This window comes from Pseudoalteromonas rubra, assembly GCF_005887095.1.
Lineage (GTDB): Bacteria > Pseudomonadota > Gammaproteobacteria > Enterobacterales > Alteromonadaceae > Pseudoalteromonas > Pseudoalteromonas rubra_E.
Genome location: NZ_PNCI01000007.1, coordinates 21,493 through 36,471, shown reverse-complemented (window position 1 = coordinate 36,471; position 14,979 = coordinate 21,493). Strand labels below are relative to the sequence as shown.

Sequence of the window (14,979 nt, the reverse complement as noted above, 5' to 3'; positions counted from 1 at the left end):
AAATCTAGTTCGATGCGGGCAACTTACCAGCGGCAATCGCCTCTTGAACCAAAGAGATTACTTTCGCAAACACTTGTTCTGCATCTAATTCAGTTGTATCGACCACAATAGCATCCTCCGCTGGCACCAAAGGGGCGACTTTGCGGTTCATATCGCGGTCATCACGAGCTTCAATCTCGCTTAAAAGACCATCTAGTGTAACATCCAGGTCTTTATCCTTCAACTCCAGATAACGACGCTTTGCACGCTCTTGTGCACTGGCTGTTAAATAAATTTTCAATTCTGCTTTTGGGAAAACGACCGTACCCATATCTCTACCATCGGCAATCAAACCACTTTCACTGCGAAAAGCTCTTTGACGACGCAATAGTGCTTCACGAACCCGGGGTAATGCGGCTATTTTTGACGCAGCTGCGCCCACTTCCTCATTGCGGATCGTATGTGTAACGTCCTCACCTTCAAGTATCACTTTAATTTTTTTCGTAACGCCATCGATTGGAAACTGAACATCCAGATTCGCGGCAAGCGGCACTAAAGCCTCTTCGTTATCGAGTGCAATATGATGATGAATAGCGGCCAAAGATAAAACGCGATAAATAGCGCCACTATCCAACACGTCCCAATCGAGCTTTTCGGCAAGCAAACGACAAACCGTTCCTTTACCTGAGCCGCTTGGGCCGTCCACGGTGATTACTGGCATTGCAGCCTGCATTTAAACCTCCCGAAATGCACACCAAAAATTAACGGCAGTATTATACGCAAGTTTACTGAATAGATCCTTATTGACATGTAACTTTTTGTTTGATTTTAAATTTACAGTGCAAACAATGGTGAGTGAGATGGCATGACAGGCAACCTGTTCATAAGTAACAAGTTGCCTGAGAGCGGCTAAATTTCAGTTACCTAAAGCGACCAAACAGTCGTTCCGGTGTTACTGACTAACCGAAGACAAAACGTCAAAATAAGTTGGGAAGGTTTTCGCTGTACAGCCGGGGTCATTAATGACTACATCCACCCCACCCACGGCCACCATGGAGAAACACATGGCAATGCGGTGATCATTATAGGTATCGATCTCAGCCAGGCGGAAAGCCGCAGGCGGTGTGATTTCGATGAAATCGTGTCCTTCTACTACCTCAGCACCGACCTTTTTAAGCTCCGTTGCCATGGCGTATAAACGATCCGTTTCTTTAACACGCCAGTTGTAGATGTTACGAATTGCCGTTTTGCCCTTTGCAAACAAAGCAACGGTCGCCAATGTCATTGCAGCGTCAGGAATCGCGTTGGCATCAATATCGACCCCATTGAGCTCCCCTTTACGAACCACCAGTTTTTCGTCGTGCCAATCAATTACCGCCCCGACTTGCTCCATCACAGAAGCAAAGCCGATGTCCCCCTGAACACTCTTGCGCCCGACCCCATTGATTTCGATTTCGCCGCCTGCAATAGCCGCTGCGGCGATAAAGTAAGATGCCGACGATGCGTCACCTTCAACCATGATGCTACCTGGAGAAACATAACCCTGCTGGCCTTTAACATGAAATACCTGATAGTTGTCATGCTCAACCGTAACGCCAAACTGCGCCATCACACCCAGCGTTATGTCTATGTAGGGTTTTGAAACCAGCTCACCCTTGATCCGAATGGTGGTGTCCTTGACAAACAGTGGTGCAGCCATAAGCAGAGCCGTCAGAAACTGACTTGAAATGCTGCCGTCGATTTCAACGTCTCCCCCCTCAATGGCATCCCCGTTGACCTGTAGCGGAGGGTAGTCTTTATTTTTCAAATATTTTATGTCGGCACCTAAGGTATGTAGCGCATCAACCAGGTGACCAATGGGACGCTCCTCCATTCTGGGTTCACCTATCAGGGTGAACTGGCCCTGAGATGCCGCCAGCACGGCGGTCAGTGGCCTGAACGCGGTTCCCGCGTTACCCAAAAATAATGCCTCAGACGGCGATTTGAAACGTCCGCCCTGACCATAGACACGAGCAGACGTTTTGTCCGCACTTAACTCAACATTCACGCCCATCTCTGCAAGCGCTAACAGCATATGGCGAATATCGTCACTATCGAGCAGATTGTTCACTTGTGTGACACCATCACACAAGGCTGCCAGTAATAAAACCCGGTTTGACAAGCTCTTAGAGCCGGGCAAGGTGACACTACCGTTCACTTTGCTAATTGCATTAAGCTTGAGTTGCTCCATCAGCTGTTCTCCTGAGCAAACTTTTCCATAAATGCGATCAGCGCTTTGATCCCTTCAATAGGCATCGCATTGTAGATACTGGCTCGCATGCCACCCACAAAACGGTGACCTTCCAATGCAATCAGGCCGTTTTCCTGTGCCTGTGACAGAAATTTCTCATTCAACAATTCATCGTTCAACCAGAATGGCACATTCATCAGAGAACGGCAGTGTTTAGCAACCTTGTTCAGGTAGAAAGAAGAACTGTCGATGTAATCGTACAGCAGCGCTGCTTTTTCTTTATTGTGCGCTTCCATCGCCTTAACACCACCAATTGACTCGAGATATTTAAATACTTCAGCGGCCAGATACCAGGCAAACGTGGGTGGCGTGTTGTACATGCTTTGCTGTTGCGCTTCAATCGCGTAATCCAGAATTGCAGGTCTTGGCAGACCTTTTCGCTCAAGCAGAGTCTTGCGTACAATGGCAATACTCAGCCCTGATGGGCCTATGTTTTTCTGTGCACCGGCATAAATCAGATCAAAGTCATCTACGTTCATTTCACGCGACAGAATATTTGAAGACATATCTGCGACAATCGGCGCGGTTGGATGCTTTGGTACATCAAATAGCTCTATGCCATCAATGGTTTCATTAGGACAATAGTGAATATATGCTGCATTTTCAGGTAAATCCCACTGCGACACAGGCAGCACGTCAAAAACACCATCCTGATCTCGTCGGATATCAATCGCCTCGACCTGAGTGAATTTTTGACCTTCTTTGGTCGCGCCGCAGGACCAGATACCATTTTCAATGTAAACACCGGGTGCGTCGTCCTGGTGCAAGTTAAGAGGCACTGCCGCAAAATGGCCGCGACCGCCGCCGTGCATAAACAACACCTCAAACTCATCTGAAATATTCATCAGACGGCGAAGACTTGCTTCACATTCACGGGCCAGTTCCAGAAATGGCGCTGAACGATGGCTAATCTCCATCACAGAGACGCCAAGATTCTGCCAGTTAATAAATTCTTGCTGGGCTTTTTTCATAACAGCAGGTGGCAGCATCGCCGGACCGGCACAAAAGTTATAAACGCTCATAGTTTCCTCATTCCAGTTTTTATACTGCACCAGGCAGTGTGCTTAATTATCTTTCACGGGCACATTGTTTGTGATGTTGCGCCCAGACTGTAGACGTCGGAGAATAAAAAAGCGGCCTAAGCCGCTTTTTTATCTTGAACCAGATTACTCTGGCGCCTGCTCATCAGTGTCAGGCGTTTCAACAAGCTCTGCTTCCCCTTCCAGGGTGTCGTCGATTTCAATCTCTTCGATACGTTGTAAACCAACTACCTGCTCGTCGTCAACCGTTCTGATCAGGATAACGCCCTGAGTATTACGTCCAACGGTAGATACCTCGTTGACTCGGGTACGGACCAGAGTGCCACGATTAGAGATCAGCATGATTTCGTCATTGTCCTGAACCTGTACGGCCCCAACGACGCGACCGTTGCGCTCAGTCACCTTAATTGACACAACCCCCTGAGTTGCACGGCTCTTCGCCGGATACTCCTCAAGTGGCGTACGCTTACCATACCCGTTTTCAGTCACGGTTAGAATGGCACCGTCATTCTTAGGCACAATTAACGAAACCACTTTGACGTCATCAGGCATCTTGATGCCGCGAACACCTGTCGCAGTACGACCCATAGGGCGCAGCGCCATCATTTCTTCGCCAGTTTCAGGGTCGATCTTCACTTCACCGGTTTCTGAATCGCGCAGCTTCTCGTTGAAGCGAACGACTTTACCATGGTCAGTGAATAGCATGATGTCGTTTGTGCCATCAGTGATATCTGCACCGATCAGGTTATCACCGTCATTCAGGTTAATCGCGATAATCCCGCTTGCACGTTGACGGCTGTATGCTGTCAGAGGCGTCTTCTTCACTACACCATTGGCCGTCGCCATCAGTACAAATTTATCGTCTTCATACTGTTTAACCGGCAGAATCGTGGTGATACGCTCGTCGGCTTCCAGTGGCAGTAAGTTAACGATTGGCTTACCACGCGCAGCACGCGATGCCAGAGGTAACTGATACACTTTCAGCCAGTACAGGCGTCCTGATGTTGAGAAACACAGAATAGTATCGTGGGTATTGGCAACCAGCAAACGCTCAATGAAGTCTTCATCCTTCATCTTAGTTGCCGCTTTACCTTTACCACCACGACGCTGCGCTTCGTAATCAGACAGAGGCTGATATTTCACATAGCCTTCGTGAGACAGGGTCACAACCACATCTTCTTCGTTGATCAGATCTTCCAGGCTAATATCGTGCGCTGCCGCAGAAATCTCAGTACGACGGTCATCGCCATAGTTTTCCTTTATTTCCGCCAGCTCGTCACGGATCACTTCCATCAGACGATCTGGTGATGACAAAATAAAGAGTAGCTCAGCAATTAGATCTAGCAGCTCCTGGTATTCACCCAGAATCTTTTCATGCTCAAGGCCTGTGAGCTTGTGTAAGCGTAAATCAAGAATAGCCTGAGCCTGTTGCTCTGACAGATAGTACTGGCCATCACGGATCCCCAGCTCAGCATCCAGCCAGTCTGGGCGTGCCACGTTCTCTTCGCCAGCACGCTCCAGCATAGAGCGCACAGAACCCAGCTCCCATGAACGTGCGGTTAGTGCTGCTTTTGCTTCTGCCGGAGTCGGTGACTTACGGATAAGCTCAATAATCGGGTCGATGTTCGCCAGCGCAATTGCCAGACCTTCAAGCGTGTGCGCACGATCACGTGCTTTACGCAGGTCATAAACGGTACGACGCGTAACCACTTCACGGCGGTGAACAATAAAGGCTTCGAGCATTTCTTTGAGGTTGAAACACTTAGGCTGATTGTTATCCAGCGCAACCATGTTGATACCAAAGACAGTTTGCAGCTGAGTTTGAGCATACAGGTTGTTCAGAACAACTTCGCCCACTTCACCACGTTTGATCTCAATAACGATGCGCATACCGTCTTTATCAGATTCGTCACGCAGTGCGCTGATCCCTTCTACCTTCTTGTCTTTAACCAGCTCGGCGATTTTCTCAATCAAACGCGCTTTGTTAACCTGATATGGGATCTCGTTGACAATGATGGTTTCTTTGCCGGTTTTCTCATCGGTTTCGATTTCAGCACGGGCACGGATATAGACTTTACCGCGGCCGGTTTTATAGGCCTGTTCAATGCCTTTTTTGCCGTTGATGATAGCTGCGGTCGGGAAATCCGGACCCGGAATATAATCAATCAGCTCATCGATGGTGATATCCGGGTTTTGGATCACAGCCAGGCAGCCGTTGATCACTTCAGTCAGGTTGTGAGGCGGAATGTTTGTCGCCATACCAACCGCGATACCAGACGAACCGTTCACCAGTAAGTTAGGGACTTTTGTTGGTAACACATCAGGAATTTGTTCTGTGCCATCGTAGTTTGGCACGTAATCAACGGTTTCTTTTTCCAGGTCTGCCAACAGCTCGTGAGACATTTTCGCCATACGAACTTCGGTATAACGCATCGCAGCTGCCGAGTCACCATCGACAGAACCGAAGTTACCCTGACCATCCACCAGCATGTAGCGAAGTGAGAAAGGCTGTGCCATACGAACTATAGTATCGTAAACCGCACTATCACCATGCGGGTGGTATTTACCGATCACGTCGCCCACAACACGGGCTGATTTCTTATAAGGTTTGTTCCAGTCGTTACGCAACTCGTTCATTGCGAATAACACGCGACGGTGCACAGGTTTCAGGCCATCGCGGACATCCGGTAACGCACGTCCAACGATAACGCTCATCGCGTAATCAAGGTAGGAATTTTTCAATTCGTCTTCGATATTGACCGGGAGGATTTCATTGGCAAGATCAGTCATTTAATACCACTTTCCTTCAGAGTCTTTCCCTTTTGTGTCACACTATGGACATCAAAAGGCTCAATTATTATTAGTTCGACTGGGGATACTATCATAGTTTCTGCCCTAATGCAGTGGCTAAATCACTCGGAAATTTAATCCAATACCGATAGAATGCCCTCAGCTCAACGAGGAAGTTTTTTATGACCGAACATCAAAATGTAGATTTAAGTGAAATTGCGAAATTTGAAGAGATAGCAGAACGCTGGTGGGATCGCGACGGTGAATTTAAGCCGCTGCACGATATTAATCCGCTGCGATTAGATTTTATCAATGACCGCTGTGGCGGGTTATTTGAGAAAAATGTGCTGGATGTGGGCTGTGGAGGTGGCATTCTGACCGAAAGCATGGCAAAGCTTGGCGCAAAAGCACACGGTATTGATTTGGGCCAGGAACCGTTAAACGTTGCTAAATTACACGCACTCGAAGCGGGGGTGAGCATAGACTACCGTAAAGTGGCTGCCGAAGAATTTGCTGCACACCACCCCGAGCAGTTTGACGTAGTCACCTGTATGGAGATGTTGGAACACGTACCTGATCCTGCATCTATCGTTGCAGCGGTTGCAAAAGCAGCCAAGCCCGGAGCTGATGTGTTTTTTTCGACATTGAATAAAACCCATAAGGCGTTCTTACTTGCTGTCGTTGCTGCGGAGCGAGTATTAAAAATGGTGCCTCCAGGTACCCATGACCACAATAAATTTATTCGCCCCTCAACTTTGATTGGCTGGGCTGAAGCAGAAGGCCTGAAAGTACGTCGTGCTGCCGGGATCAACTACAACCCGTTTGGCAAAACCTTTACACTGACCAATGATGTCAGTGTCAATTACCTACTACATTTTGAGAAGCTCGCATGACACAGGCTGTAATATTTGACCTCGACGGCACATTGCTCGATACCAGTGATGACTTAGGCTGTGCACTGAACCACGTTTTGAAAAAACACGGTATGGCGCAAGTCGATCGCGCTGTGTATAGCCCGGCTATCTCCAATGGTGTAAAAGCATTATTGGAAGTTGGCTTTGGTGACAAACTCACTGAATTCGACTTCGAAACCCTGAAACAGGAAGTCCTCGACTACTATGCACAGAACCTCGCGGTTCACTCACACTGTTTTACAGGGGTTGAGTCTTTATTAGAGACTCTTGCGCAGAAAGGGATTAAAACGGGCATCATGACCAACAAGCCAACCTTTCTGACCCTGCCCTTGCTGGCGCAAATCGCCGTACTCAGAGACATTGAGGTCGTTGTCTGTGGCGATACATTAACCGTTGCCAAACCCCACCCCGAGCCGCTGCTGCTTGTGGCCGAAAAACTGGGGGTTAATCCTGAGCAATGTATATATGTAGGAGACGCTGCTCGAGATATTGCTGCGGCCAAAGCGGCTGGTATGAGGTCAGCGGCAGCCTTATGGGGCTTCATTCCATCCCTGGAAGAGGCACACAGCTGGTCTGCGGATCTGGATCTTACTAACCCAGAATCGATCTTTTCTCATATTTAGTGTCATTTATAATAAAACACCACTATATATTGTGCTTTATACTATATTGAGAACAAACTTGCGCAGAAAAAAAACAGTCGTGCAATTTGCGAAAATTTCTTAAAAAAAGCGAAAAATCGACTGGTGTGAGTTGATTTTTTTTTGCTTACAGCGTCGTTGGATAGCAGAAGGTTAGTATTTGCTAACATAAAAATATTATCCCTATGTTATCCACAATCCATAGAAAGTTGTTCTATTGCAAAATGACGCTAACCCCACTATCTTGTGATCCTCTTTCTAGCGGACACCATATATAGTGGTGAAATGCTAAGCAATTATGAATATGCGATGAAAATTACCGCATTCCGGGGGAATACAGGCGTAGCTATGAACCAACAATTATCTGTCAGTAAACGAAACGGCCGTAAAGAGCCGCTTGATTTAGATAAAATTCATCGAGTGATAAACTGGGCTGCCGAAGGCCTGAATAATGTGTCGGTTTCTCAAGTCGAGCTTAAGTCTCACATTCAGTTTTATGATGGAATTCGTACAGAAGACATTCATGAGACAATCATTAAAGCCGCTGCTGATCTAATCTCAAAAGACACACCAGACTACCAATACCTTGCGGCGCGTCTGGCTGTATTCCATTTGCGCAAGAAGGCCTATGGCCAGTTCGAACCACCTCATCTTTACGACCACGTGACTAAACTGGTTGAAGACAAGCGCTATGATGCAGGTCTGTTAACCGACTATACCCGTGAAGAATATGAGCAGCTAAACAACTTCCTCGATCATGACCGTGATATGTCGTTCAGTTATGCTGCGGTAAAACAGCTCGAAGGTAAGTACCTGGTTCAGAATCGTGTAACAGGTGAAATCTATGAAAGTGCTCAGTTCCTGTATATCCTGGTTGCTGCCAGCCTGTTTTCAGATTATCCAAAAGAAACACGCCTTGACTACATCAAGCGTTTTTACGATGCGGTTTCACAGTTCAAGATTTCGTTGCCGACACCTATTATGTCGGGCGTACGTACGCCAACGCGCCAGTTCAGCTCATGTGTATTAATTGAAACAGCAGACAGTCTGGATTCGATTAACGCCACTTCATCTGCCATCGTAAAATACGTCAGTCAGCGCGCAGGGATCGGTGTCAACGCAGGTCGAATTCGTGCGCTGGGTAGCCCTATTCGCAATGGTGAAGCATTCCACACAGGATGTATTCCTTTTTATAAACACTTCCAGACAGCAGTAAAGAGCTGCTCTCAGGGTGGTGTACGTGGCGGAGCAGCAACGCTGTTTTACCCACTTTGGCACCTGGAAGTTGAAAACCTGCTGGTGCTGAAGAACAACCGTGGTGTTGAGGAAAACCGTGTAAGACACCTCGACTACGGCGTTCAGTTCAACAAAACCATGTACACGCGTCTGATCAAAGATGACTATATCACGCTATTTAGTCCGTCAGACGTACCGGGGTTGTACGATGCCTTCTTTGAAGATCAGGACAAATTCGAGCGCCTGTATGTACAATACGAGCAAGACGAGTCTATCCGTAAGAAGCGCATAAAGGCACTTGAGCTGTTCTCTATGTTTGCGCAGGAACGCGCAAGTACGGGCCGTATCTACCTTCAAAACGTAGACCACTGCAACACGCATAGCCCGTTTGATGCCAAAGTTGCGCCAATTCGCCAGTCTAACTTGTGCCTGGAAATTGCACTGCCAACTAAGCCACTCAGTCATGTTAATGATGAAGAAGGCGAAATCGCCCTGTGTACGCTGTCGGCCTTTAACCTGGGTGCTATCAGCAGCCTGGATGAGCTTGAAGAGTTAGCTGAGTTGGCCGTTCGCGCTTTGGACAACTTGCTTGACTTCCAGGACTACCCTGTTCCGGCGGCAAAAAATGCGACTATGGGTCGTCGTACACTGGGTATTGGTGTTATCAACTACGCCTACTACCTGGCTAAGAATGGCGTAAAATATTCAGACGGCAGTGCCAACGGCCTGACTCATAGAACGTTTGAAGCGATTCAGTACTACCTGATGAAAGCGTCCAACAAGCTGGCTCAGGAACGCGGCGCATGTCCTAAGTTCAATGAGACAACTTACGCAAAAGGTATTATGCCAATCGATACCTACAAGAAAGATGTCGACAACATCTGTAACGAGCCACTGCACCTTGACTGGGACGTACTGCGTCAGGACATCATGCAATACGGTATGCGTAACTCAACCTTGTCTGCACTGATGCCGTCTGAGACCTCTTCTCAGATCTCAAACGCAACCAATGGTATTGAGCCACCGCGTGGTCACATTAGCGTTAAGGCCAGTAAAGATGGTATCCTAAAGCAAGTTGTGCCTGAGTACGAAAGACTGAAGGGCAACTACGAGCTGCTATGGGATATCCCGTCAAACGATGGTTACCTTGGTCTGGTAGGTATTATGCAAAAGTTTGTTGATCAAACGATCTCAGCAAACACGAACTACGACCCTACTAAGTTTGAGGGTGGTAAAGTACCTATGAAGCTGTTGCTTAAAGATTTGCTTACTGCATACAAACTGGGTGTGAAAACCCTGTATTACCACAACACCCGTGACGGTGCATCGGATGCTCAGGACGAAATGAAACCTGAGGTTGAAGACGATGATTGTGCAGGCGGCGCTTGTAAAATCTAATCATGGTTAGCGGGTATTTTACCCGCTCTTTTTTGGTGTCGAGAATTATCTATGTCGTATTCTACGTTTAACAGAACCCACAACGATCAATTGCAGGAACCGATGTTTTTCGGTCAGTCTGTTAATGTCTCCCGTTATGATCAGCAGAAGTACCCTATTTTCGAAAAGCTGATTGAAAAGCAGTTGTCTTTTTTCTGGCGACCAGAAGAAGTCGATGTGAGCAAAGACAGGTTAGACTTTCAGGCATTACCAGAGCACGAAAAGCACATTTTCCTGAGTAACCTGAAGTACCAAACTCTGTTAGACAGCGTCCAGGGACGTTCTCCCAATGTGGCTTTGTTGCCAATTGTATCTATCCCTGAGCTGGAAACCTGGATTGAAACCTGGGCGTTCAGTGAAACCATTCACAGTCGTTCATACACACACATTATTCGTAATGTGACTAAATCACCTGAGCTTATTTTCGACGACATCGTTGAAAACGATAAGATCAGTGAGCGTGCAGAAGCCGTCACTAAGCACTATGATGAACTAATAGAAAAAGTATCACTTTATAACCTGTACGGCGAAGGCAAACACGAAATCAACGGTGAGACAGTGCATATTAACCTGTTCGAGCTGAAGAAAATGCTGTATCTGTGCATTATGTCGGTGAACATTCTTGAAGCCATTCGCTTTTATGTGAGCTTTGCCTGTTCGTTTGCATTTGCTGAGCGTGAGCTGATGGAAGGTAATGCAAAAATCATTAAGCTGATCGCCCGAGACGAAGCGCTTCACCTGTCTGGTACTCAGCACATTCTGAATATCATGCAAGATGGCAAAGACGACCCGGAAATGGCCATTGTTGCTGCGCAATGTCAGGAACAAGCCATTCAGATGTTCGTAGAAGCCGCGGAGCAGGAAAAAGAGTGGGCTGAATACCTGTTTAAAGATGGCTCTATGATTGGGCTGAATAAAGACATTCTGTGTCAGTATGTTGAGTACATCACCAATGTCCGCATGACCGCGGTTGGATTACCAGCACAGTTTGAAAGCAATAGTAACCCAATCCCCTGGATCAATGCCTGGTTAGTCTCTGACAACGTTCAGGTTGCCCCTCAGGAAGCTGAGATTAGTTCTTACCTGGTTGGTCAGATTGACTCAGAAGTTGATGCCTCTGACTTTGGTGACTTTGATCTGTAATGGCAGACAGGCCAGTCAAAAAAATCTTTCTTGACCCAGAAAAAGAGCCGCTGTTACACGCGGCTCACTCCCCTTCATTACTCGCAACGCTTGAAGCAAACCAGGTTGAAGTAGCCTATCAATGCAGAGAGGGATTCTGTGGCGCCTGTCGCGCCAAGTTATGTCGAGGTAAGATTGCCTATAATCAAGAGCCTTTGGCGTTTGTGCGTGACGGAGAAATTTTGCTCTGTTGCAGCAAACCCGTGACAGACGTGATCATTAAGCTAGTGTAGTTTAATGATCTCACTCTGGTAGTAATCCACTTTATCACTCACACTTATCACCCCATTGTCTATGATCACATCCCAGTGCAGACTGCGTGAGAGCGCAGCAGCCAGCTGACTTACAAACTCCGCCGATAAAGAAAAAATTCGAATGTCCTGCATCGCTATCAAATGGGGAGAGAGCTCCTTGTACCAGGCGTCTGCGTCGGCCACCAGACAAACCACTTTATTTGCATGTTTACGATACTTTTGCAGTTCACCCAGGCTGAGCTCACCAATATACAGCGCAACTTCGATTTGGCCTTGGGCATTTTCAAGCCAGACATCGGGCTGATTTTTCTCTCTCACTCCCAGCCAGTGCACGTTGTCTAAGTAAGACAAGCCACAGAAACCTATTAGCTTCAACACAAAGTGCTCCAGCGTTTCGGCTTTTTGCAACGCTGCGGTGAACACTTCCTGATGATGTGACCGATGAAACAGATCTGCTATGTTCATCCGTACTTTAAAAACAAAGAGATCTGTCATAATTCATCCATCCAAACCTATCACTGTAACTATATGAAGCCGTCAAAATAATGCAACCTTGCGGATATAGTATAACATCATTGATACCGCATTGGTGCGGTGTTATATTATTGCAAGTATAATCAATCCAGAAAGAGCACTATGTTTAAACAATCTTTGATCACTTTTGCCATAACCAGCGCAATTTTTTCTTCTCAGGCCTCAGCCGCACAACTGAAAGGTAAAGTGCTGGATACCAACAACCAACCAGTTCCTAATGCCACCGTACACTTACACGGTAAGTCACAGTCAGTAAAAACTGACATTAACGGTCAGTTTAGCATTAATGTCGATCAGGATTCACAGCTTCATGTAAGCAAAAATAACTTCGTAAACGAGCGTATCGATGTTTCTCCAGACTCGCCTTATGTCACAGTCAAGCTGACCCCAAGCTCTGTAGAGAGTGTTGTTGTCTATGCGTCTGCACTACACAAAAATAACATCGAAATGGCTTCCCCTGTTACCGTGCTTAGTGGTGACGAGCTGAAAAACAGCGCACAACCAACACTGGGTGAAACCCTTAAGCAACTGCCAGGCATTAATGCCAGCTATTTCGGGCCAGTCTCTTCCAGCCCGATCATTCGTGGCCTAGACGGTCCGCGCGTTAAAATCACTCAGAATGGCCTGGACAGCAGTGACGCATCTCGTGTTGGTCCTGATCATGCGAATACCAACGATTCGTTGTCTGCACAGCAAATTGAAGTACTACGCGGTCCTGCTACTTTACTGTATGGCTCAGGCGCCATTGGTGGTGTGGTTAATGTAGTAGACAACCGTATCCCAACTGATGTCATTGAGGTTGTTCAGGGCGCTGCTGAGTTCAGCCATGACACCAACTCAAACACCAATACAGTTGCCGCCTTATTTGAAGCGGGCAACAACGGCTTTAACTTCCACTTTGATGGCGTAACGCGTAAAGGTGGTGACTATGACACACCGCGTTTTGCTCTGCCGGGTGAAGAGCATGACGATCATGACCACGATGAAGAGCATCATGACGAACATGAGGAACACGGTCACGACGAGCATGCAGAAGAAGAGCATGGCGAGGAAGCACACGGCGAAGCTGAGTACGCAGAGCGTGTTGCCAATACCTTCATCGACTCTGAACAGTTTAATATTGGTACCAGCTTCGTTGGCGATCACTTAACGGTTGGCTTATCTTACGGCCGCATTGAAACAGACTATGGGATCCCTGCTCACTCTCATGAACATCACGACCACGGCGACGATCACGATCATGATGAACATGATCACGATGAGCACGACCATGATGAGCACGGTGAAGACGAACACGATGATGCACATGGTAATGAAGAAGAGTCGGTCTTTGCCCGCGTAAAACAAGACAGATGGCAGGCCCTGTTTAACTATGCACTGCACAATAACTGGATTGAGTCTATTCAGGTGCGCGCTGGTTTTACCGATTATGAACACTCTGAGATTGAACATGGTGCCGTTGGTACAACGTTCACTAACGAAACAACTGAACTGAGAACCAACATCGAACACAGGTTGGGCGAGTGGCATGGTATTATCGGTTATCACTATACTGATAGCGATTATGCTGCAGTGGGCGCAGAAGCTTTCACTCCTGCTACCAATACCAAAACTCATGCTCTTTATATCCTGGAAGAACGTCGCTTTGGTGATGTGACGTTAGAATTGGGTGCACGCGTTGAGGACTTTGCGCTGTCGAGTAGCTTTACCTCAGGCCACGATGAACACGACGAACATGATCATGACGAGCACGATGAGCACGAGCATGAAGGTCATGAAGATGAACATGTGGCTGAAATCATCGACTACACACTGGATACCACTAACTTCAGTGCATCCATTGGTGCTGTATATGATTTTGCAGAAGGTCAGAATGTCGCTGTCAACCTGTCACGCTCTGAACGTGCGCCTTTGACTGCTGAACTCTTGTCAAACGGCCTGCACATTGCAACCTCTACCTACGAGCTCGGCCTTGGCTATCACATCGAAGGTGACGAAGTTCATTTCGAGCCGGAGAATATAGAGCAGGAAAGATCCACTAACCTGGACATTAGTATCAGACGTTTCATCGGTGACTTCGGTTACACAGTAAACTTTTTCTACAATGATGTTTCTAACTACTATTACCAGCGCAACACAGGTTATATGTACACAGGCGAGCATGGCATAGAACTGGCCGACCACCATCACGATGGTGCATTACCTGTGTATCAGTTTGAAAGCGCCGATGCTGAACTATACGGATTTGAATTTGATGCCCACTATCAGATTGATGCCCGTAACCGTATTAAGGTATTTGGTGATCACCTGAGAGCTGAACTTGACTCTGGTGAATATCTACCACGTATCCCAGCCAATAAACTCGGTACTAGCTACCGTTTTGAACTGGAAGATTTCTCAGCGGAGCTAAGCGCCACGCATTACATGACACAAGATAAACTAGCGCAGTCAGAAACGAAGACGGACAGCTATACTTTGCTTAATGCCAGCTTCAGTTATGATTTCAGTTTATCGGGTGTAGACTTAGTTGGTTATGTGAATGTCGACAACATCACAGATGAACTGGGCTTCGTACACAGCTCGTTTATCAAAGAGCAAGCTCCACTGCCAGGACGTAACTTCAAGTTAGGGATCCGTGGCTATTTCTAAGTTTGTAGGCTCTGTTTATCTTACACGCTAATA

11 protein-coding genes are annotated in these 14,979 nt (G+C 47.1%); 6 read left to right on the top strand and 5 right to left on the bottom strand.

What is annotated here, in order from left to right; translation table 11 throughout:
* Positions 1-4: 4 nt before the first annotated feature.
* The 4 genes from cmk to gyrA all read right to left on the bottom strand — a co-directional run bounded on the left by cmk (position 5) and on the right by gyrA (position 6,099).
* Positions 5-712, bottom strand: coding sequence for a (d)CMP kinase (gene cmk, locus CWB99_RS02670; protein WP_138552572.1), 708 nt, complete (start codon positions 710-712; stop codon positions 5-7).
* Between the two features lie 219 nt (positions 713-931).
* Entirely contained in the window at positions 932-2,209 is a 1,278-nt protein-coding gene (gene aroA, locus CWB99_RS02665; RefSeq protein WP_138552573.1) for a 3-phosphoshikimate 1-carboxyvinyltransferase, read from the bottom strand.
* Positions 2,209-3,291 (bottom strand): 3-phosphoserine/phosphohydroxythreonine transaminase, encoded by a 1,083-nt coding sequence (gene serC, locus CWB99_RS02660; RefSeq protein WP_138552574.1) that lies wholly within the window; start codon positions 3,289-3,291, stop codon positions 2,209-2,211. Before serC ends, aroA begins: the two co-directional genes overlap by 1 nt.
* Positions 3,292-3,435: 144 nt before the next feature.
* Positions 3,436-6,099 (bottom strand): DNA topoisomerase (ATP-hydrolyzing) subunit A, encoded by a 2,664-nt coding sequence (gene gyrA, locus CWB99_RS02655; protein WP_138552575.1) that lies wholly within the window; start codon positions 6,097-6,099, stop codon positions 3,436-3,438.
* Positions 6,100-6,281: 182 nt separating this feature from the next.
* Here gyrA and ubiG point away from each other — a divergent pair, with 182 nt between their 5' ends.
* The 5 genes from ubiG to yfaE all read left to right on the top strand — a co-directional run bounded on the left by ubiG (position 6,282) and on the right by yfaE (position 11,742).
* A complete protein-coding gene (gene ubiG, locus CWB99_RS02650; RefSeq protein ID WP_138552576.1) occupies positions 6,282-6,992 on the top strand; it encodes a bifunctional 2-polyprenyl-6-hydroxyphenol methylase/3-demethylubiquinol 3-O-methyltransferase UbiG in 711 nt (236 codons plus the stop codon).
* Complete coding sequence (locus CWB99_RS02645) at positions 6,989-7,636, top strand: HAD family hydrolase (RefSeq protein WP_138552577.1); 648 nt, start codon at positions 6,989-6,991, stop codon at positions 7,634-7,636. The genes ubiG and CWB99_RS02645 overlap by 4 nt, the downstream gene beginning before the upstream one ends.
* A gap of 366 nt (positions 7,637-8,002) precedes the next feature.
* A complete protein-coding gene (nrdA, locus tag CWB99_RS02640; RefSeq protein ID WP_138552578.1) occupies positions 8,003-10,288 on the top strand; it encodes a class 1a ribonucleoside-diphosphate reductase subunit alpha in 2,286 nt (761 codons plus the stop codon).
* Positions 10,289-10,339: 51 nt separating this feature from the next.
* Entirely contained in the window at positions 10,340-11,470 is a 1,131-nt protein-coding gene (nrdB, locus tag CWB99_RS02635; protein ID WP_125717593.1) for a class Ia ribonucleoside-diphosphate reductase subunit beta, read from the top strand.
* Positions 11,470-11,742, top strand: coding sequence for a class I ribonucleotide reductase maintenance protein YfaE (gene yfaE / locus CWB99_RS02630; protein ID WP_138552579.1), 273 nt, complete (start codon positions 11,470-11,472; stop codon positions 11,740-11,742). The genes nrdB and yfaE overlap by 1 nt, the downstream gene beginning before the upstream one ends.
* Here the strand turns inward: yfaE and CWB99_RS02625 are convergent.
* Entirely contained in the window at positions 11,734-12,258 is a 525-nt protein-coding gene (locus CWB99_RS02625) for a YaeQ family protein (protein ID WP_138552580.1), read from the bottom strand. The two genes, yfaE and CWB99_RS02625, sit on opposite strands and share 9 nt — an antisense overlap.
* A gap of 141 nt (positions 12,259-12,399) precedes the next feature.
* Here CWB99_RS02625 and CWB99_RS02620 point away from each other — a divergent pair, with 141 nt between their 5' ends.
* Entirely contained in the window at positions 12,400-14,946 is a 2,547-nt protein-coding gene (locus tag CWB99_RS02620) for a TonB-dependent receptor (protein ID WP_138552581.1), read from the top strand.
* The last annotated feature ends 33 nt before the right edge of the window (positions 14,947-14,979 follow it).